Source organism: Corynebacterium sp. A21 (assembly GCF_052266655.1).
Taxonomy (GTDB): Bacteria; Actinomycetota; Actinomycetes; order Mycobacteriales; family Mycobacteriaceae; genus Corynebacterium.
Map to the genome: position 1 here is coordinate 158,676 of NZ_JBQPQY010000001.1, position 20,248 is coordinate 178,923.

The 20,248-nt window shown below is 63.6% G+C and carries 19 protein-coding genes; 10 read left to right on the top strand and 9 right to left on the bottom strand.

Annotated elements, in window-relative coordinates; all coding sequences use genetic code 11:
* Positions 1-4: 4 nt before the first annotated feature.
* Both ACTU46_RS00695 and thpR read left to right on the top strand, forming a co-directional pair.
* Positions 5-862 carry an arylamine N-acetyltransferase family protein gene (locus tag ACTU46_RS00695; protein ID WP_443378005.1) on the top strand — a complete coding sequence of 286 codons (858 nt, stop codon included), beginning with the start codon at positions 5-7 and terminating at the stop codon, positions 860-862.
* Between the two features lie 41 nt (positions 863-903).
* Complete coding sequence (thpR, locus tag ACTU46_RS00700) at positions 904-1,473, top strand: RNA 2',3'-cyclic phosphodiesterase (RefSeq protein ID WP_443378006.1); 570 nt, start codon at positions 904-906, stop codon at positions 1,471-1,473.
* Between the two features lie 326 nt (positions 1,474-1,799).
* Here the strand turns inward: thpR and ACTU46_RS00705 are convergent, their stop codons facing one another.
* The 6 genes from ACTU46_RS00705 to ACTU46_RS00730 all read right to left on the bottom strand — a co-directional run bounded on the left by ACTU46_RS00705 (position 1,800) and on the right by ACTU46_RS00730 (position 8,283).
* Positions 1,800-3,269, bottom strand: coding sequence for a dipeptide ABC transporter ATP-binding protein (locus ACTU46_RS00705; protein WP_443378007.1), 1,470 nt, complete (start codon positions 3,267-3,269; stop codon positions 1,800-1,802).
* Positions 3,269-4,093 (bottom strand): ABC transporter permease, encoded by an 825-nt coding sequence (locus ACTU46_RS00710; protein ID WP_443378008.1) that lies wholly within the window; start codon positions 4,091-4,093, stop codon positions 3,269-3,271. Before ACTU46_RS00710 ends, ACTU46_RS00705 begins: the two co-directional genes overlap by 1 nt.
* Positions 4,090-5,058, bottom strand: a complete 969-nt coding sequence (locus ACTU46_RS00715) for an ABC transporter permease (protein ID WP_443378009.1) — start codon at positions 5,056-5,058, stop codon at positions 4,090-4,092. Before ACTU46_RS00715 ends, ACTU46_RS00710 begins: the two co-directional genes overlap by 4 nt.
* The gene (locus ACTU46_RS00720) at positions 5,059-6,582 is read right to left on the bottom strand and encodes an ABC transporter substrate-binding protein (protein ID WP_443378010.1); all 1,524 of its coding nucleotides are present in this window, start codon (positions 6,580-6,582) and stop codon (positions 5,059-5,061) included.
* 80 nt (positions 6,583-6,662) lie between these two features.
* Entirely contained in the window at positions 6,663-7,421 is a 759-nt protein-coding gene (locus ACTU46_RS00725; protein ID WP_443378011.1) for a GntR family transcriptional regulator, read from the bottom strand.
* A 127-nt stretch (positions 7,422-7,548) separates the two neighbouring features.
* On the bottom strand, positions 7,549-8,283 hold the full coding sequence (locus ACTU46_RS00730; RefSeq protein ID WP_443378012.1) for a GntR family transcriptional regulator: 735 nt from the start codon (positions 8,281-8,283) through the stop codon (positions 7,549-7,551).
* Positions 8,284-8,546: 263 nt separating this feature from the next.
* Between ACTU46_RS00730 and ACTU46_RS00735 the strand changes: the two genes are divergently transcribed.
* From ACTU46_RS00735 to ACTU46_RS00760, 6 genes are all read left to right on the top strand, one after another.
* Positions 8,547-9,662: a TIGR03364 family FAD-dependent oxidoreductase gene (locus ACTU46_RS00735; RefSeq protein WP_443378013.1), complete on the top strand. Its 1,116-nt coding sequence runs from the start codon at positions 8,547-8,549 to the stop codon at positions 9,660-9,662.
* A gap of 248 nt (positions 9,663-9,910) precedes the next feature.
* Positions 9,911-10,849, top strand: a complete 939-nt coding sequence (locus ACTU46_RS00740; protein ID WP_443378014.1) for a phosphate/phosphite/phosphonate ABC transporter substrate-binding protein — start codon at positions 9,911-9,913, stop codon at positions 10,847-10,849.
* 9 nt (positions 10,850-10,858) lie between these two features.
* Positions 10,859-11,725 (top strand): phosphonate ABC transporter ATP-binding protein, encoded by an 867-nt coding sequence (gene phnC, locus ACTU46_RS00745; RefSeq protein ID WP_443378015.1) that lies wholly within the window; start codon positions 10,859-10,861, stop codon positions 11,723-11,725.
* Positions 11,725-13,404, top strand: coding sequence for a phosphonate ABC transporter, permease protein PhnE (phnE, locus tag ACTU46_RS00750; protein WP_443378016.1), 1,680 nt, complete (start codon positions 11,725-11,727; stop codon positions 13,402-13,404). Before phnC ends, phnE begins: the two co-directional genes overlap by 1 nt.
* 38 nt (positions 13,405-13,442) lie before the next feature.
* Positions 13,443-14,120 carry an HAD hydrolase-like protein gene (locus ACTU46_RS00755; protein WP_443378017.1) on the top strand — a complete coding sequence of 226 codons (678 nt, stop codon included), beginning with the start codon at positions 13,443-13,445 and terminating at the stop codon, positions 14,118-14,120.
* Between the two features lies 1 nt (position 14,121).
* Entirely contained in the window at positions 14,122-15,111 is a 990-nt protein-coding gene (locus ACTU46_RS00760) for a zinc-binding dehydrogenase (RefSeq protein ID WP_443378018.1), read from the top strand.
* 8 nt (positions 15,112-15,119) lie between these two features.
* Here the strand turns inward: ACTU46_RS00760 and ACTU46_RS00765 are convergent, their stop codons facing one another.
* Positions 15,120-15,827, bottom strand: a complete 708-nt coding sequence (locus ACTU46_RS00765; protein ID WP_443378019.1) for a GntR family transcriptional regulator — start codon at positions 15,825-15,827, stop codon at positions 15,120-15,122.
* Positions 15,828-16,003: 176 nt separating this feature from the next.
* Between ACTU46_RS00765 and ACTU46_RS00770 the strand changes: the two genes are divergently transcribed.
* Together ACTU46_RS00770 and ACTU46_RS00775 are read left to right on the top strand one after the other, a co-directional pair.
* Positions 16,004-16,924: an AEC family transporter gene (locus tag ACTU46_RS00770; protein ID WP_443378020.1), complete on the top strand. Its 921-nt coding sequence runs from the start codon at positions 16,004-16,006 to the stop codon at positions 16,922-16,924.
* 76 nt (positions 16,925-17,000) lie between these two features.
* Positions 17,001-17,522, top strand: a complete 522-nt coding sequence (locus tag ACTU46_RS00775) for a hypothetical protein (RefSeq protein WP_443378021.1) — start codon at positions 17,001-17,003, stop codon at positions 17,520-17,522.
* 100 nt (positions 17,523-17,622) lie between these two features.
* Here the strand turns inward: ACTU46_RS00775 and ACTU46_RS00780 are convergent, their stop codons facing one another.
* Both ACTU46_RS00780 and brnQ read right to left on the bottom strand, forming a co-directional pair.
* Positions 17,623-18,627 carry an LLM class flavin-dependent oxidoreductase gene (locus ACTU46_RS00780; RefSeq protein WP_443378022.1) on the bottom strand — a complete coding sequence of 335 codons (1,005 nt, stop codon included), beginning with the start codon at positions 18,625-18,627 and terminating at the stop codon, positions 17,623-17,625.
* Between the two features lie 80 nt (positions 18,628-18,707).
* Complete coding sequence (gene brnQ, locus ACTU46_RS00785) at positions 18,708-20,051, bottom strand: branched-chain amino acid transport system II carrier protein (protein ID WP_443378023.1); 1,344 nt, start codon at positions 20,049-20,051, stop codon at positions 18,708-18,710.
* Positions 20,052-20,248 lie beyond the last annotated feature (197 nt).

Genomic DNA, 20,248 nt, shown 5'->3' on the forward strand with positions numbered 1-20,248 from the left:
TGTCATGAGTCTGCTGGAGCGTTATTTCACCCGTCTGGGAATGCCCGCCCCCGTGCCCGGCGCGGCGCAGGCGGAGCTGCTCGACGATCTCCTGGCGCACCACGCCGGGGTGATCCCCTTCGAGAATCTCGATCCCCTCCTCGGCCGCGGGGTATCGCTGGACCCGGATGATATTTCGGCGAAGCTGCTCGATGCCGCCCGGGGCGGCTACTGCCACGAACATGCACTGCTCTCCCAGCGGGTGCTCCGCGAGCTGGGATTCCACAGTTTCGGCATCTTGGCACGGGTGTACCAGGACCCTGCCCTGACCACGCCTTCCGGCAAGACCCACCATGCCACTCTGGTGGTGGTCGACGGTGGGCTGCGACTATTTGATCCGGGTTTCGGCGGTGGTACCCCGACCGCCACCCTCCCGGTGGAGGTCGGGGCGCAGGTGGGGGAATTCCGCATTGTCGCGGCCTCGGAGGTGTTGGCGGTGTGTATGCAGGCCCACGATGTCTCCTTGATGCTGCAACGCCGCTCAGGTGCCGGGGTGTGGCACAACGTCTACGGCTTTGATCCGGTGGCCGCGCAGCCCCAGGACATCGAGATCTCGAACTGGTTCGTCTCCACCAACCCGCAGGTGATGTTCACGCAGTTCCCGGTGCTGGCCCGGCCGACGCGGGAGGGCACCCGGTACAGCCTGAACCGCCGGAGTCTGCGCACGGTGGGGCCGTCGTCGGCGGGAATATCAGGGGAGACCGTGGAGGAGATCACGGACTCAGGACGATTCGGGGAGGTGCTCCGGCAGACCTTCGGACTCCAGCTCAATGAGAAGGACATGATGGCGGTCTGGGAGCTCTCAGCAACGCAGTCCGGTTAAACTCTGGCAGTTTCGGCACCACCGCAGTAGGTTGTGAGGGTATGCGACTCTTCGCCTCGATTTCACCGTCGACGAAGGCCCGTGAGCATCTGCTCGGTGCACTTCGCCCAATTCGCCAGGACCTGGGGCCGGATCTCCGGTGGACTGACCCGGAACAGTGGCACCTGACCATGGCCTTCTACGGGGAGCAGCCGGAAGGCGCGGTCGATGACCTGCTCGGCCATCTGGCGATGGCTGCAGCCGGCTCCCAGAGCATGGAACTCTCCCTCAAGGGCGCCGGTTCCTTCAACCGTAAAAACCTCTGGGTCGGCGTCGGCGGTGACACTGCCATACTGAAGCGCCTGATGGCAGACTGCCTGCTGGAACCGAGCGAGCGAAGCCGCCAGCGGGCCCATCTCACCGTCGCCCGGAACCGTGCCCGCCAGCGGGGTTGGGACCCGGTGCTCGATGATGTGGTCCGCGCCCTGGCGGTCTATCACGGACCGAGCTTTGCGGTGGAGAAGATTGACCTGATGCAGTCCACCCTGGGGGCCGGGCGAAGCGGTGGGCCGCTCTATGAGGTGGTGGGATCAGTGCCGCTGGCGCCACATCGGATAGCGGCGGCTTTTTAGGGCGGACCAACGCTGGATCGGATTGCTGGCTGGGGCGGAGGCCTCCTACGGCGCCAGGTCCTGCGAGGCTTCCCGCTGAACACCGCTGCTCTCGACCCTGTCATCACATCCCATCAACCGACTCCGGATCTGCACCACACTGAAGACCTCCGGAGCCACTGCGGGGGAGGGGCTGGACTGCGAGATGAAGTTCGCGGTGCTCCGTGATCTGGTGGGCCGGAGCGATGCCACCTTGTCTAGACGGCCGGCTATATCTCCCGGCACCGTGCCTTCGAGGAACATCTGCAGGCTCTGCAACAGATCGCCGGCGGCGCCCAGCCCGCGGATTAGGTGTCCAGCACCGACACCGCCGCCAGCAGCTCCCGGGTGTAGGGGTGCTGTGGTTTCTCCCACACGGTGGAAATATCACCTTCTTCAACCACCCGGCCCTGGTTCATCACCACCACGGTGGAGCAGACCTGGCGCACCACGGAGAGATCGTGGGAGATGAACACCAGCGTCAGACCGTATTCATCCACCAGTTGATCCAGCAGTGCCAGGATCTGGGCGCGGACGGTGGCATCGAGGGCGGAGACGGCTTCATCGGCCAGCAGGATCTCCGGGCGGGGGGCCAGCGCCCGGGCGATCGAGATGCGCTGGCGCTGGCCCCCGGAGAACTGGTGCGGGTAGCGCTGCGCCGAGTCTGCGGGCAGGCCCACCTCAGCGAGCACCGCATGCACCCGGGCGGCACGCTCCGCCTTGTTCATCGAGGTGCTGAGCAGGGATTCCTCCACGGAGGAGAAGATTTTCATCCGGGGATCCAGGGAGGACATCGGATCCTGGAACACCAGTTGAGTACCAGCGGTGACGGTCACGGATCCGGAGGTCGGCTGGTCGAGCCCGGCGATCAGCTTCATCAGTGTGGTCTTTCCCGAACCGGAACCACCGACCACACCCAGCCTTTCCCCGCGGCGGACGGTCAGCGAGACGTCGACAAGCGCGGCCGTGTCCCGGTATTCCCGGGTCAGCGCAACCGCGGTGATGATCGGCTCCCCCGGAGTGGTGCGGGGGAAGCTCTCGCCGGGTTTATAGGCTTCTACCAGGGCTGCGGTGTACTCGTGCCGAGGGGCGGCGAGCACCGCTGCCGTCGGCCCGGTTTCCACCACATGACCACCCTTGAGCACCACCACCTTTTCACTGATCTGGCTGATCACGCCAAGGTCATGGGTGATGAAGAGCAGGCTGATGCCGCGGCGTTCCACCAACTCGGAAATCAGCTCCAGGATCTGGCGCTGCACCGTCACATCGAGTGCGGTGGTGGGTTCATCGCAGATCAGCAGATCCGGGTCATTGGCCAGGGCCATGGCGATGAGCACCCGCTGGCGCTGCCCGCCGGAGAGCTGGTGGGGGAAGGAGCTGAGTTTGCTCGCGGCCAGTCCCACGTCCGCGAATAATTCCCGGGTGCGCTGCTGCGCGTGATCCCGGGAGCTGCCGTGCACCCGCATCATGTCCGCCACCTGCCGCCCGACCCGCATCAACGGATCCAGGGCGGTCATCGGTTCCTGGAACACCATCGCGATCCTGGCACCCCGGATCTGACGCAGTTGCCGGTCCCGCAGCTCGAGTAGGTTGCGTCCCTGAAATTCCACCAGTCCGGAAGCGCTGAGCTCCCGCGGCAGCAGTCCCATGATGGCCAGCGCGGTCAGGGATTTACCGGAGCCGGACTCCCCGATCAAGCCGATTCGCTCACTCGGCGCGATCTCGAAGGAGACCTGGTCCACCAGTCCATTGATGGAGAGATTTTTGACCTTGAGCATCAGCCCCGCCTTTCTTTCGGATCCAGCGCATCGCGTAGGCCGTCGCCAAGCAAATTGAAACCGAGCACGGTGACCGCGATGGACAACCCGGGCCACAGGGCAAGCTGCGGGGCGGAGCCGAGCGAGGATTGCGCGCTCTGCAGCATCCGGCCCCAGGAAGGCTCCGGCGGGGGAGTACCCAGGCCGAGGAAGCTCAGTGCCGCTTCGGCGAGGATCGCCAGGGCGAAGGCCACCGAGGCCTGCACAATGAGCAGGCCGACAATATTGGGCAGCACATGACGGCGAGCAATTTCCCGGCTCGGCCGCCCGGCGCTTCGCGAGGCCGCGATATAGTCCCGCGTCATCACCTGCAACGTCCCGGAGCGCGCGACGCGGGCGAAGGCAGGGATGCCGGCGATACCGATGGCGACCATCGCGGTGACGGTCGACGCCCCGAACACGGCGCCGGCGACAATCGCCAGCAACAGCGCCGGGAAGGCCAACAACAGGTCCGAGCCACGCATGAGGAAGGCTTCCACCCAGCCGCGGCGCATGCCCGCCCAGATACCCAGGGGAGTGCCCACCAGCGCGGAGATCCCGACCGCCACCAGTCCCACAAGCAGCGTGATCTGGGAGCCGGCCAGAATCTGGGAGAAGACGTCCCGCCCAAAACGGTCGGTACCCAGGAGGTGCTCCAAGGAGGGGCCGGCCAGGCGGTGCCCGGGTGAGACATGGACCGGATCATGTGGGGTCCAGATCAAGGAGAGCAGTGCCGCCAGCACCACCAGGGCCACCAGCGCCAGACCGACCTGTCCGGTCCCGGGCATCCGTTTGAACAAGTTCATCGATCAGCCCTCCGGGGAGTGTCCGCAGTGGCACTGATCCGGGGATCCAACAGGGAGTAGCTGAGGTCGATGATCAGGTTGACCGTCAGAGTGAACAGCACCAGCAGCATGACGATGCTCTGCACCGTGACCAGATCACGGGTTCCCACCGCATCCAGCAGCATTGAACCCAGTCCGGGCAGAGTGAAGACCTGCTCGATGACCACCGCGCCGACGATCAGGCTCGTCAACTGCAGCCCGGACACGGTCAACACCGGCAGCGCGGCATTGCGCAACCCATGTACCCGCAGGGCCTGGGCCACCGACATCCCCTTGGCCCGGGCGGTGCGCAGATAATCCTCATTCATCACCTCGAGGATCGCGGATCTCATATAGCGGGTCAGAATTGCCGCCTGTACCGCGGTCAGCGCAATCACCGGGAGGATCAACCTTCTCAGGAATTCCCCGAAATCCGCGCCGGGTGGCACCCAACCATTCGCTGGCAACCAACCCAGCTGTACCGCGAAAACGGCGACCAGCAGCACCCCGGCCAGGAAGCTGGGGATGGCGATGCCGACCTGGCTGCCCGCGGTGATCAGGAGACCATCGGCGTGGCGGGCCCGCCGGGCAGCCCAAACACCCAGTGGTACCGCGATGAGCAGGGAAGCCACCATGGCGCAGCCACAGAGGATGAGACTGACCTGGGCACGGTCGATGATCAGCGGGGAGATATCGGCCCGACTGGTCAAGGAAGTACCGAAGTCCCCGCGGAGGATCCCCCCGATCCAGGAGAAGTACTGGGAGATCAGGGAGCGGTCGGTACCCAGCTGGGCGGACAGGGCGGCCACCGCCGCCGGGGTGGCATTGATGCCCAAAGCGATCTGGGCCGGGTCACCCGGGATAGCTCGCATCAGCGCGAAAATGAGAAGGCTGGCGATGAAGAGGGTGATGGCGAATCTGGCCAGATGACGGATAATCAGGCTCATCTACTCCTCCTGCTTCGAAATACCTGCCAGCGGCAGGGCATCAGTGACCACATCAGGTTCCACACCGGTGACCCCGGGCGCGCTGAGCACGATATTGGGGACATTGAGCAGGGTATCCGCTCCGGCCTCAGCCATGATCACCGCGACGGCTGCTCTCATGTGACTGCGCTGTGCCGCGAGGGGGCCGCTGGCTGCGGCGGCGAGCGAATCGCGGACCTGGGCGGAGTCGAAGCCGAGGTAGTAGTCCGGGTTCCCGAAGAGGACCGGAATATCCCGGGCCTCAACGTGGGCGATCAGGGACATCTGGTAGTTCCGGTCGCCCATCACCTCGGCTAGCCAGACGGCCGGGAACTCGGTAGATCTCAGGGTGACATCGAAACCGATATCACGCAGCTGGGAGTAGAGCACCTCAGCGGTGGCTTCGGCATAGGGCAGCGAGGGGACCGAGATGCTGAGCTTGTTGTTGCTCCCGTCGATGCCGGCCTCGGCCAGCAGCTCCCGGGCACGCGCCGGGTCATGCGGATAGAAGTTTTCACCGGTGAACCAGGGATCAGTCGGCGGGACCGGGGCGCCACCGGTATCGGTCCCGTGACCCTCGTAGACCAGGTCGATGATCGCCTGGCGGTCCACGCCATACATCACCGCCTGGCGTACCCGCGGATCATCAAAGGGGGCGGCCTGGTTGTTCATGCTCAGCAGCAGCTCTCCATTGGTGGTGCCCACCTCGACCCGGTACTTTTCGGGCAGGTTGTCCAGCAGTTCCGGGGCGGACATCGCCCACACCACATCCACATCCCCGGATTGCAGGGCATTGGTGGTGGCGGTGGCATCGGAGAAGTAGCGGATGGCCGCGGTCTCGGACTCCGGCTGCGTTCCCCAATAAGAGGGGTTGGCCTGGAAGGTGATGGATTCACCCACCGCCCAGTGTGCGACGCGATAGGGGCCGGTGCCCACCGGATCATCTGCGAGGGTAGCGAGGCCAGACGGGGTCATCATCGCCCCGATCAGGGTGCCCATGGACCACAGCCAGTTATTACTCGGCTCAGCGAGAATGACCTTGAGGAGGTGCGTGCCCAGCACCTCCGCCCCGGCGACGACCTCCATCTGGGCGGAAAGACCGTTGCTCCACCCGTTCTTCACGTGGTCGATGGAGAACTTGGCGGTCTCGGCGTTGAACTCATCGCCGTTGGAGAAGTGAACGTTTTCGCGCAGCTGGAAGGTGTACTCCCGGCCATCCTCGGAAACCGTCCAGGAGCTGGCGAGCCAGGGCTCAATCTCACCCGTGGAATTAATGCGGACCAGGCCCTCATAAACATTCGACATGAGCGCCTGCGGGATGGCGGCACCGCCGGTGGTGGTGAAATCCAGGGAAGCCGGGGCAGAGGTGGTGCCGACGACAATGGTGTCCGGTCCACTGATACGGCCTATCGACGTCGCCGTCGATCCGGCGTTGCAGGCGGTCAGCGCGATGATGCTGAATACCGCCACCAGTGAACCACCCAGTCGGTGTGTCCTTGTGCTCATAGAAGCAGGCTAGCGCCCCAGCCCGAACTCGGGAACTCGGTGTCCCGAACATCGGGGGTGCAGTTCCGGGGTGCCTAGGATCATTCCCCGGAGCGCATCGTCAGGGGAGTGGGTGTGCCGCGGGTGGAGTTCAGGGTGAAATTAGCCATATTCGGCAGATAATGGTCATCGGAAACTTCCACCGGAACCCCCTCACCGGTGAAGGCCCGACGCCGAACCCGGAGCAGCGGGCTGCCGTCAGCCACCCCGAGCAGTGCGGCATCCTCTGAACTTGCCCCGATGGCATCCAGGACTCGGGTGGCCCGGCTGATATCCACCCCACAGTCGATCAACCGCTGGTAGAGGGACCCGGAGTCCGGGTCAAAATCAAGAATGTGGCGGCCGATCTCCAGCGGATAGCGCAGCCGCTCCACCATGGCCGGCTGCCCGTTCATCAAACGGAGACGTTTGACCAGCACAACCGGTGAGTCTGCAGGTATCTCCAGGGCTGCCGCGACTGCGGCCGCCGCTGGTTGCTTAATCACCAGCAGAGTCTGCTGGCCCGGGGTGATGCCGACGCCACGACTCCATTCAGTAAAGGAGAGAACACCGTCAAAGGATTGGGAGGGAACCCGGTCGAGGACAACGGAACGGCGACCCCGGCCGGAGGAGACCAGCCCCTCGGCGCGCAGGGCCGCCATCGCCTGCCGCACCGGGCCGCGGGAAGAAGTGAAACGCCGACAGAGTTCAGCTTCGGTGGGGAGGGGATCGCCGGTGGTGAGCGCACCCGCCATGATCTCGCGGCGCAGATAATCTGCGATCTCGACATTGTGCTGGGTTTTTGCCGATGCGGCCACCATATTTCCTTCCCTGAATCCTGCCCATCCTGGCAGTCAACCTAACTGGACAAGTTGCACACGTGCACACTCATGGTCAGATGATAGCTGCTCAGCCTAGGTGGAAATGGCAGAACAACTAAGAGGTTCCTCAGAAATCACGTCCCTCGGAGGTAACCATGGATAGCGGGCTGGGAATCTCCCTGGTGGAGTTCATGGTGAAGCTGGCCTTGGTGGGGAGATAGCGGTCATCCGAGGATTCAATGGGGGTGCCCTCCAGGGTGAAGGCGCGGCGACGGACCCGCAGCAGGGGAGTACCGGTGGGAACCTCCAGGAGTGTGGCGTCCTCGGTAGTGGCCCCGATGGCATCGATCGTGCGGCTGGCATGGTTGATGTCGATCCCGTTCTCCAGGAGCTCCTGGTAGATCGACCCGGAATCGGTGTCAAAGGCCAGGACATGGCGGCCTACCTCGAGAGGGTAATTCAACCGTTCCACCATCGCCGGCACCTCATCCATCAGTCGGAGTCGCAGCACCGAAACGACGGGGGCGCCATCGGGGATGTCGAGGCTGGCCGCCATCGAGGTCTCTGCCGGGCGACGGGCCACCCACTGGGTTCGTTGGCCGGGCTTGATGCCGGAGTTCTGGCACCACTGACTGAAGGAGATCACATCATCGAAGGACTGGGTGGAGACATCGTCCAGTACCACTGAGCGCCGGCCGCGGCCGGAGGAGATCAGGCCCTCGGATCGCAGGGTGGCCATCGCCTGTCGGACAGGACCCCGTGAGGTGTCGAATTGGCGGGTCAACTCGGACTCGGAGGGGAGGGCGTCGCCGGTCTTGAAGGTTCCCTGCTGGATCGCTGAGCGCAGGTAATGGGCAATCATCTCATGCTGCTGGCGAGGTGCACTCAAGTTCACGGCGGGGGCTCTCGGTTGGGGTGGGAATACGAATGTGTGGGCTATTGATCCTTAACTAATTCTACCTGGCAACTAATCAGCTAACGGTCAGGCAGCCGAACCATTGCCGCCACAATCCTCATACCCCCTCCCGAGCTGCGAGTTTACGGTGAATTAAACTTAGGTGAACAAATGGGAAACTTGTACATACAAATTTTGTTCCGGGCGGTTGCGGGGTCCATGATGGTGCCATGGCAACCAGAGATCTCATCGTCGTAGGGTCCGGAATCCTCGGCCTGGCGACGGCCTTCCTTGCTCACGAGCAGGGGAGAGCTGTACATGTAATTGACCGCTCCGACCGTCCGGTCGGCTCCTCCATCCAAAACTTCGGGCACGCCTGCTTTACCGGCCAGTCGGACCTCGTCCAGCCGGTGGCTGAACTGGCCCGGGAGGGCTGGTTGAAGGCGGCGGCGGAAACCGGCCTCTGGGCGGCGGAGACCGGCACCTACGTGCCGGCCATGTCCGAGGCGGAGCTGCAGGTCCTCAGGGAATTTGAGGAGCACCGCGGTGCGGCCCAAGTGCAGCTGATGGCGGGCTCCGAGGTTGCCGCGGCGCTGGGTAATCCGGATCTTAAGGCGATCGGCGGTGCCTTCCTGCCGCGGGATATGCGCGTCAACCCCCGGGAGGCGGCACCCCGGCTCGCGGAATGGCTGGCAGCCCGTGGGGTGGAGTTCAGCTGGAACACCCAGGTCACCAAGGTTGCCGATGGCCTGGTGGACACCAATCGGGGTGAGTTCCGGGCTGCCGAGGTCGTGGTGTGCCCGGGATATAATCTCGGCGCGCTCTTTCCTGAACTGGCCGATGAGAATGAGGTGCGGATCTGCACCCTGGTGATGTCGCTGATCGAGAAGCCGGCCCATGTGCCCACCGGCATGGCGATGCTCACCGGAACCTCCCTGGCCCGCTATGACGGTTGCGCTGCGATGCCGGGGGCGGTGGCGCTGCGGGAGGATCTCGCCGAGCGGGAGCCTGAGCTGGTCGAATGTATCGCGAACCTCATGGTCACCGACATTCCGGGCGGTCTGCTCATCGGCGATTCCCACTCCTATGACAGGAGTCCGGAACCTTTTATTGATGAGCGGGTGGCCCAGCTGCTCCTGGGCCGGGCCACCGCATATCTGGGCATTGCGCAGCCGGTGGTCAAGCAGCGCTGGCTCGGCCGCTATGCCGACAGTGCGAGCCGGAACCTGGTGCTGGAGCGTCCCGATGCGAAGACCACTGTCGCAGTAGTGACTTCGGGCATCGGGATGACTCTCTCCTTCGGGATTGCCCGCCTGATCCTCGAGGGTGAAAGCTTCGATTTCTAGCTTTTTAAACCTCGTAGATACCAGGAGTGGCATCCGGGTGGCCGGAAAATGAACTCTTGAAACTTGTATAGACAACTGATGTTTTGTGTCCGATGATCTTTAAAGCGGGCTGACCTACCTCGTGATTGACTGCCCTCGGGATTGACCCTCTAATTTCCGGACAATCCGCTTTGACCGGCATCCGCAGGAATTCCTGCGCAACTCAGCTCCGACCTCCTCTCCCCGTACCTTTCGAAAGGCCTTCTCCCATGAAGCTGTCCACCATCCTCAACTCCCGCGCCAGCCGCGTCGCCGCTGTGGCCGCCATGACGCTGCCCTTCCTCGCAGCCTGTGGCTCCTCCAGCGGAGAGGATCCCATCACCTTCGCTTCGGTGCCCTCCGAGTCTGCAGCCACCCTGGAGACCTCTTTCGAGAACATCACCAAGCTGATCGCCCAGGAGACCGGCCGTGAGGTCGAGTTCCAGAACGCCTCCGACTACGCTGCCGTGATCGAGGGCATGCGTGCCGGTCAGATCGACGTCGCCTCCTTCGGCCCCTTCGCCTACGTCATCGGTAAGGACTCCGGCATTGACATGGAGGCCGTAGCCTCGCCGACCGATGATCCCGCGGTTGCTCCGGCCTACACCTCCCTGGCCTATGTCCGCGAAGGCTCCGATATCAAGAGCCTGGAAGATGTCAAGGACAAGACCGTCTGCTTCGTTGATGCTGCCTCGACCTCCGGTTTCCTGATCCCCAGCAAGGGCCTGATGGAAGCCGACATCAACATGGACTCTGACGTTGAGCAGATCCTGGCCGGTGGCCACGATGCTTCCTTGCTCTCCCTGTCCGCCGAGACCTGCGACATCGCCTTCGCCCATGACACCATGCTGAAGACCTTGGAGACCTCCGGTCAGATTGAGCCGGGTTCCCTGGTCTCCGTCTGGGAGTCCGAGCCGATCACCGAGGACCCGATCACCGTCAACCATGGCTCCCTCGACGCGGAGCTCGCTGAGCAGATCACCACCATCATCCGGGAGAAGGCCAACGTCCCGGCACTGGTTGAGGCCGGCATCTGCGCCTCCGAGGAAGAGTGCTCCCTGCCCGAGGAAATCCAGTACGGCTTCCTGCAGGTCGATGACACCGACTTTGACGCCATCCGCGAGGTCTGCGAAATCACCAAGGCAGACGCTTGCCAGAACGTGGGATAGGGAAACAACATGAGCGACACCACTAATACCCCTGAACTTCAGCGAGAGATCGATCAGATTTACGCAGTCCAGCTTGAACACGTGACCAAGGATTTCGGCGGTGGCGTTCTCGGCCTTGACGATGTCAACGTCGGTTTCAAGACCGGCGGCATCACCGTGCTGCTGGGTCTGTCCGGCTCCGGCAAGTCCACCATGCTCCGCCACATCAACGGCCTCCACACCCCGAGCTCCGGCACCGTCCGGGTCCTCGGTGAGGATGTCGGCGGCCTCAGCAAGAAGGGCATGCGCCACCTGCGTCGCGATATCGGCGTGATCTTCCAGAGCTTCAACCTCGTCGGTCCGATGTCCGTGCTCGAGAACGTCTGCACCGGCCAGCTCGGTGCGCTCAAGGGCCCGCGTATCTCCCTGATGATGTACCCGAAGTCCGTGCGTAAGGAGGCCCTGGAGAAGCTGGACCGCGTCGGTCTGGCGGACCGCGCCTACCAGCGTGCCGACACCCTCTCCGGTGGTCAGCAACAGCGGGTGGCCATCGCCCGCGCACTGATGCAGCACCCCAAGGTGCTGCTCGCCGATGAGCCGGTTGCCTCACTTGACCCGGTCTCCTCCCTGGACGTGATCAACCTGCTCCGGCAGATCTCGCAGGAGGACAACCTCACCGTGATCAGCTCCCTGCACCAGGTCCAGCTCGCCATCGACTTCGCGGACCGGATCATCGGCTTGCGCAGCGGCAAGGTCGTGCTTGATCAGTCCACCGAAGGACTCTCTGCCGCCCAGGCCTCCGAGATCTACTCCAGCGTCTCCGGCATGGATCTCGATGAGCCCGCCACTGCGGAGAGTGTCGCCCAAAACTCCGTGAATGACGCAGGGGTGCACTGATGACCACCCTTGCTCAGCGCCCCGGTAGCCCGGTGGTACCACCGGTAAAACCCCTGCCCTCGGTCGGCGCCATGGCCGCAACCGGCGTCATGGTGGTACTGATCATCGCCGGTGTCTGGTCGATCAATGCCCTCGGCATCAATATCGGCACCATCGTCGATTCCTTCGGCAACGCCGTCAGCTTTGTCAGCGCGATGTTCCCCCTGGATTTCCCGCCGATCGGGGAGACCTTATCCCTGGTGTTTGAGACTCTCGCGATCGTTTTCCTGGCGACATTGCTCTCGGTGATCCTCTCGGTCCCCACCGCACTCTTCGCCGCGAGGACCACCTCCTCGGGCAAGGTCGCCCAGTGGGTGGCCCGCGCGATCACCGTGCTCTGCCGTGCCATTCCGGACCTGGTCCTGGCGATCATCTTCCTGCGCATGTTCGGCCTGGGGCCGACCGCCGGCATCATCGCCATGGGCATCCACTCGGTGGGCATGGTGGCCAAGCTCTACGCCGACGCCATCGAAGAACTTGATGACGGCCCCCGCGAGTCCATCGAATCTGCGGGTGCCAGCCGCGGCCAGCAGATCCTCACCGCCATCCCGCAGAAGCTGATGCCGCAGCTCATCGCCACGGCGCTGCACCGATTCGACATCAACCTGCGCACCTCGGTGCTGTTGGGCTATGTCGGTGTGGGCGGTATCGGTCTGGCCATCGCCGATTCCCTCCGGGTCCTGAACTATCAGCGCGGTATGGCGCTCGCACTGATCGTCCTGGCACTGTGCATCATCATCGAGCTGATCTCCGGTTCCATCCGCGCTGCGCTGATGAGCAAAGCCGGCGGTGGCATCACCGGCGGCACCTGGGTTGACCGCGCGTTCAACAAGGGCCGTGAGCCGGGCGTCAACGACGTCAAGCTCACCCCGCCGTGGAGCATCGAGCGTTTCCGACGCTTCTTCGCCGTCGGTCTGATCGTTGTGCTGACCATTGCCGCCACCTGGCGGGTCGACATCTCCTGGACCGACCTCTGGACCGGTCTGCTTGATCTTCCGGCAACCCTGGCACTGTTCTTCCCGCCCTCCACCGGAGGCTCCTTGGAGAACATGCTCGAGCAGCTGCTGATCACCATGCAGATCTCCTTTGCCGCCACTCTGATCGGTGGGGTCATTGCCCTGCCGATCGGTATCCTGGCGGCCCGCAATGTGGTGGCGAACAAGTTCGTCTACCAGACCTTCCGCGTGATCATCGTGATTGTCCGCGGTATCCCCGAGCTGATCCTGGCCATCATCTTCGTGGTGATCTCGGGACTCGGTGGCGTGGCCGGTACGTTGGCGCTTTCCGTGGGCGCGGTCGGTCTGCTCTCCAAGCTGATCGCCGACTCCCTCGAAGAGACCGATGTTGAGGTCCAGGAGGCGATGCGGGCCGCCGGTGCGAGTGAACCGCAGGTGTTCTTCTCCGCGACCATCCGCCAGGCTGCCCCGGCCTTTGTCGCCCACACCATGTATCTGCTGGACAACAACATCCGCTCCGCGACCCTGCTCGGTGTCGTCGGTGCCGGTGGCGTGGGCTTCCTGCTGCTCAACGCCTCCCGTATCAACCAGTTCGACGTGGTCATGATGGTTCTGATCCTCATGGTCGCAGTGGTCCTGATCGTCGAGGCGCTGTCCATGTGGCTGCGCCGGGTCGTCCGCTAAGAACCTTCATTCCCCGTACTACCTCAAGGAGAAAACCTGTGATTGAACTTGCTGTCTTCGACATGGCCGGCACCACCGTCAATGACCGTGACGAGGTTTACCGCGTGCTGCGCGAGGCCACCGAGCGGGAGGGCGCAAAATACACCGATGAGCAGTTCCAGCAGTTCATGGGAACTGAGAAGTTCTATGCCATCGGCAAGCTGCTCGAAATCGGCGGCATTGAGCACACCGAGGAAATTCACAACAGTGCCTGGGACTGGTTCCGTGAGGAACTGCGCCGCACCTACACCGAGAACCCCCCGCTGCCGCTGCCCGGTATCGAGGAGGCGCTGGCAACGCTGCGTGCCGAAGGCATCAAGGTTGGCCTGACCACCGGTTTCTCCCGTGAGATCACTGACCTGATCCTTGAGGCCATGGGCTGGAAAGTCGGTGGCAACCTCGATGCTTCCCGCGCCGGTGATGAGGTCGCCGATGGCCGCCCGGCACCTGATCTGATTCAGCTGGTCATGGCTGATCTCGAGATTGATGATCCGGCCAAGGTCATCAGCGTCGGTGACACTTCCGCTGATGTCCAGTCCGCTTTGCGGGCCAGCGTCACCTCGGTGGGGGTGCTCACCGGTCACCTGACCGAAGCTGACTTTGAGTCCGAGGGCGCCCACATCGTGGTTGATTCCGTGGCCGTGCTGCCCGCCGAAATGAAGAAGCGGGGTATTTAGGTTGTCGCAGGTCAACGCCCAGGTCTGGACCGGCGGGAATACCTTTGAATCCGTCGAGATCCCGCTGCCGGAACTGGCGGAGGGTGATCGGCTGGTGAAGATGAGTGTTGCGGCAGTGTGCGGCTCGGATCGACACACCGTCTCCGGGCGTCGTTCCGGGGCTTGCCCCTCCATCCTGGGCCATGAGGGCGTCGGCGAGATCGTCGCCGGCCCCGGGTTGGGGCAGCGGGTGGTGTTCAGCGTGACCGCGATCTGTGGGGAATGCGAGAACTGTCGCCGTGGCCTGAGTGCGAAATGCTCCCAGGTAACCAAGGTCGGACATGAGTCCTATGAAAGTGACTGGCCGCTGTCAGGCACCTATGCCTCCCACATCCTGCTCCCCAAGGGCGTGACCGTGGCGTCCGTCCCGGAGCAGATCTCGGATGAGGTCGCCTCGATCGCCGGGTGTTCGGTGGCCACCGTGATGGCGACCCTGGAAGCTGCTGGTGACCTGAACGGCCGCACGGTGCTGGTCAATGGTCTGGGCATGCTCGGACTCGTCGCCGCTGCTGCTGCCCTCAACCGGGGTGCCGCTGAAGTCCTCACCTTTGATCCGACCCCGGAGCGTGCCGCCTTGGCCGCCGAGCTCGGGGCGAAGGACTGGGAGGGCACCGGTGAGGTGGACATCGCCCTGGAATTTTCCGGGGTCACCGCCGGAGTCCGGACCTGTGTCGATGCACTGGCGATCGGCGGCACCGCAGTGCTGGCCGGCAGTGTCGCTCCCGGTGATGACATCGCCGTCAACCCGGAGTGGCTGGTCCGGGGTTGGCGGACCCTGACCGGGGTGCACAATTATGAGCCCCGTCATCTGCAGGAGGCCGTGGATTTCCTCGCCGAGGTCGAGCTGCCCTGGGAGAAGATTCTCAGCGGTCCGATTCCCCTGGCACAGCTGGCGGAGGAGTTCAGCAACCCGCATGCGGGACTGCGCACCCTGGTACGCATCCAGCAATAAAGTACGTGTCAGAGCCCGCCAGCGTAGGTCTTCCAGATCTGCGCCGGTTCGGCGTCTGTGTTGCTCAGCTCAACCGCCTGCGCCAGCAGTTCCTGACCGGTGAGGGTGAGATGGGTGCGCATGGCCGCACCGGTAGCCCCCGGGTCCCGCCTGCGCAGGGCGTCGAGAAGCACATCGAATTCGGCGAGGATGTCGTGCCGGGAACGGACTGGCCCGATGACACTGCGCCCGATCAACCGGGTGTGCGGGCGGAGTTGTTCCACGAGTTTGGCGCCGCGTCCGCTGTGCCCGGTGCGCAGAATCAGGGCGTGCAGGGCGCGCTCATGTTTGAAGAAGGCATCCTGATCTGCGGTATCGGCTGCCCCGGCCATCAGTTCCGCCAGGCGTTCTGCCTCCACCAGGTCCTCCGGGGTGTGCTGCTGCGCCGCCCGGCAGGCGGCGGGAACCTCGATACCGAGGCGTAGCGCATAGATCTCGGCGATATCCTCCGGGGAATTAGCCACGATCTGAAAGCCCCGGTTCGCGGTGAATACCAGCAGGCCCGCTTCCTCCAGCCGCAGCAGGCCATCCCGGACCGGGGTGCGGGAGAAACCCAGCACCTCGCTGAGCTGGGGGATGCTGTACCAGGCCCCGGTCACGATCTCCCCGGTGGACACCGCCGTGCGGACGTAGGCCATGACCTGATCCGTCAGCGTTAGCTCCGAATTTTCCGCCATGCTCGAAGTATCCCACATCCGAGGCCATGGCCGGAGCAGGTTGTTCACCAGCCGCTCACTGCGGGCGTTTATCGATGCCGCGTCGGCCCGGCACCCGCGGCGGGGGAGCGCGGCACTGGGGCCAGAAAGCAGGCTCGACCATCCTCCGGAACGCCAGCGTGGAAGAATAACCACTCATGCAACAGGTACTCGTCGGCTTCACGGTCGTATTCATCGTCGTATCCGTCGGATATGTACTCGGCCGTCGAAATAGCCTGGGCAAGGACGGGCGCCAGGCGCTGGCCTCCCTGATCTACCTGGTGGCTACCCCGGCCCTGCTCTTCGACCGGTTGATCGTCACCGATCCGGCGGATATCTTCTCCACGAACTTTCTGGTGATCGTGCTCTCCGCCCTGCTCACCGGCTTCCTCTTCTTCTTGCTGTGTCGCACGCTGCTGCGTCGAAGCACCGCCGACAGTCTGATCGGCATGTTGGCCTCTTCCTATGCCAATGCCGGAAATCTCGGTATCCCGCTGGCGGTCTACGTGCTCGGTGACGCCACCGCCGTCGTTCCGGTGATTCTCTTCCAGGTCGCCTTCTACGCCCCGATCACCCTGACCGTGCTTGACACCGTGAATTCCTCGAAGCAGTCAAGTCTGCTGCGCAACCTGGTCGTCTCTCCCTTGAGCAACCCCATGGTCATCGCCGCGGTGTTCGGCATGCTCATCTCCTTCTTCACCATCCCGGTGCCCAGCGTGATCTCGGAGCCGGTGGGGATTCTCGCCGGGGCCTCGGTTCCGCTGGCGCTCCTGGTCTTCGGCATGTCGCTGGCGGGCGCTCCAGTCCTCAAGGAGGGGGCCCGGGACGCCCTGCTGGCCTCGGCCTTCAAGGTGATCCTCATGCCGATCATCGCCGGTCTATTGGCGCACTACGTCTTCGGCATGACCGGGCACGCGCTGATGACTGCAGTGGTACTGGGGGCGCTGCCCACCGCCCAGAACGTCAATGCCTATGCGATGCGCTTCCGGACCGCAGAGAACCTGGCGCGGGATGCTGGGCTGGTGTCCACCCTCGCCTCCTTCCCGGTATTGGTGATCATCTCAGTACTGCTGGGCTGAGGGGCATCGGGATAGATTCCCGTCCCCGGCGCTGCAGTTCCCATAACTTCAGGCTGTCTCCTAGAATCGAGCCACAATGACCACGAAAAACTCGATCACGGTGCGCCGGCGCGCCGGAGCTCTGGCCCGCTCCCGCGCGGTGCCCAGCTGTATTATTTTTGTGGTGTTGCTCAGCCCGATCCTCTACGGACTGCTGTCCGAGCGTTCCCGTCAGAGCACCGAATTCTGGCAGAATGCCTATGCCCTCGCCGCACTGGCACCGGCGCTGGGAATCATTGCGGCGGTGATCTCGCTGGTAGTGGTCCTCTACCGTCGATCGCGGCCGATTCTGCAGATTGATGAGCAGGTGCGAATCCGGCACAGTGGGGTCAGTTTCCCCATGGATGAGCTGGGCACCGTCCAACTCTGGTCCAAGGGCGGCACCTACGTCACCTTGCTGCCGGTATATGTCCAGGAGCGGGTCCAGCAATCCCGGAAGGCAGTGGCACCCTATTCAGTACGGCTCCCCGATGATGTCACTCCCCGGCCCTTTGAGCTGGCGGAACTGATTAAGGCGCATCGCAATGAAGTTCACATAGATAAGCTCGGGGCGTTGTAACACCCCGATACTGATTCGAAGCAAGCTTGAAGCCCCCTCGAGAAGAATTTCCTGGAGGGGGCTCAGTCATGCGTTGGGGTGTGTCAGTCTTCCGGTGGTGCTACTTGGCCGGAATGCTGGCGGGGTCCAGGTCCCAGGCCTGCGCCAGGATCTCCATGGACCGCAGTGTCTCATCATGGGTGGTGCCCTGCAGCGAGATCATCAGTTCATCGGCCCGGGCGACTTCCGCGAACTGCTCGAGCCGGGCGCGGATGTCATCCCTGGTTCCCACTGCGTGATAGTGCAGCATAGACAGGATCTGCTGGCCGGAATGGGAGTTGATGATCGTGTCCAGCTGCTCCTCGCTCAGGTGGCGGCCACGGCCGGCCATGGAACGCACCCGCTCACGGTGGACCCCTTCGACCTGTCGTTCGGCGTCCTCCTGGGAATCCGAGGCGGTGACGTTGACTGCGGCGATGACGTAGGGCTCCGAGAGCACTTCGGAGGGTTTGAAGTTCTCCCGGTAGAGGGTCACCGCCTCCTGGAGGTGTTGCGGGGCGAAGTGGGAGGCGAAGGAATAGGGCAACCCGAGTTCGGCGGCCAGGGCGGCCCCGAAGGAGGATGAGCCGAGGATATAGAGCGGCACATTGGTGTTGGCACCGGGGATCGCATTGACTCCGAGAATCCGGGATTTTCCGCTCAGGTAGCCATTGAGTTCAACCACATCCTGGGGGAAGTTCTCCGAGGAGGAAGGATCCCGGCGCAGTGCCCGGAGGGTGTTCATATCGGTGCCCGGTGCGCGGCCCAGACCCAGGTCGATGCGGTCCGGGTACATCTCGGCGAGCATGCCGTACTGTTCGGCGATGGCGTAGGGGGAGTGGTTGGGCAGCATCACGCCGCCAGCTCCCAGCCGGATCTTTTCAGTTTGGGCACCAACATGGGCAATCAACACCGAAGGCACCGAGGACGCGATGGTCTTCATGTTGTGGTGCTCGGAGTACCAGATACGCGAATAACCGAGCTGTTCCGCGCGCTGTGCCAGAGTCACGGAACGGGCGAAGCTCTGGGCGGCGTTTTCCCCGGGGTAGATGGTGCAGAAATCAATCAGTGAGAGCGGGACAGACAAGAAAATCCACCTTCCGGAGACAATTATGGTCATAGACCCCAACTGTTCCGGAGGCGGAAATATTCCGTGGAACCTGGAACTTAAGCCTCCGCCGGCGCCGGGCTCGCCTTTCCGGCGAGGGTCGCGGTTGCCGGGGTGGGCTTCGCGACGTCGATAAGCACGCCGATGAGCGAGGCGATGACGGTGGGCAGCACCCAGCCCATATCGACGGCGTGCAACGGGGACCAGGAGATCAGCGGGTCAATGAGGCTGGCGCCCCAGCCGAGGCTATTGAAGGTCATCAGCGCGGCCCAGGCCACGGCGACCCAGACGCCGAGCAGGAAGGTCCAGTGGAAGTGGAGCTTGCGGGCCACCATCGGCTGGATCAGGCTGAGGAAGATCAGCGTGATCGCGGAGGGGTAGAGGAATCCGATCACCGGGGCGGCGATGGCGAGGACGGTGTCCAGCCCGAGGGTCGCCAGCGCGAAAGAGCCCAGGGCGAAGACGATCGCCCAGACCTTGTAGTGGACACCCGGCAGAATGGTCTCGAAGAACTCACTGGTGGCGGCGATCAGGCCGACCGCGGTGGTCAGACATGCCAGCAGCACGATCAGGCCGAAGAGGATCTGGCCGGGACCACCCATCAGCTGCAGCGCGGCATCAGCCAGCAGCGCCGCACCATCAGGGTACTGGGCGGCATCGGGGATGATCTGGCCGATGACACCCAGGCCGAGGTAGATGATGGCCAACAGGACACCGGCGATGATGCCGGCCCAGATGGTGGCCTTGACCAGTGGCTTGCCCTCTGGGACGCCCTTGTACTTCAGGGCGGAGATCACGATGATGCCAAACGCCAGACCGGCGATGGAGTCCATCGTCAGGTATCCCTCGATCAGGCCGGTCGGGAAGGGCGCCTCGGCCCACTTCTCGGTCGGGGCACCCGGGGTGCCGTCGAACTTGATCACGGACAAGGTGACCAGGGCCACCAGCAGGACCAGCAGCACCGGGGTGAGGAACTTACCCAGGTTATTGACGATCGCGTTCGGGTTATAGGCCAGAGCCAGGGCGATACCGAAGAAGATGAAGTTGAAGATGCCTGAGGCCAGGATGCCCTCGGTGTCCAGAACGGGCTGGATGGCGGTGGAGTAGCTCACCGCACCGGTACGGGGCAGGGCGTAGAAAGCACCGATGGACAGGTAGGCCAACACGGGGAAGGCGATACCGAAGACCGGTCCGGCGCGGCGTGCCATATCGCGGACATCGGTGCCGGAGAGCGCAACGGCGATGATCGCCAGCACCGGCAGCAGCACACCGGTACCGAGGAAGCCGAGGATGGCGGGCAGGAAGTTCTCGCCCGCCTGGGCGCCGAGCGCCGGGGGGAAGATGAGGTTACCGGCTCCGAAGAACATCGAGAAGAGCATCATCGCCGTAATGGCGAGGAGCATCGGGCTCGCTTTCGTAGCCGTCTGGGGTTTCGACATATTAGAGAAACCTGACTAGTAGACGGGATGAGGAATTGAAGTCAGAGTACTTCATCCCCTGGACTGGACCACAACGTCGGTGGGACAATCCTGCCCTGAACAGATCCTGCCGAGAGACTGTGGGGAGTGCCGGTCCGCCGAAGCCGGATTTGGGACACGGG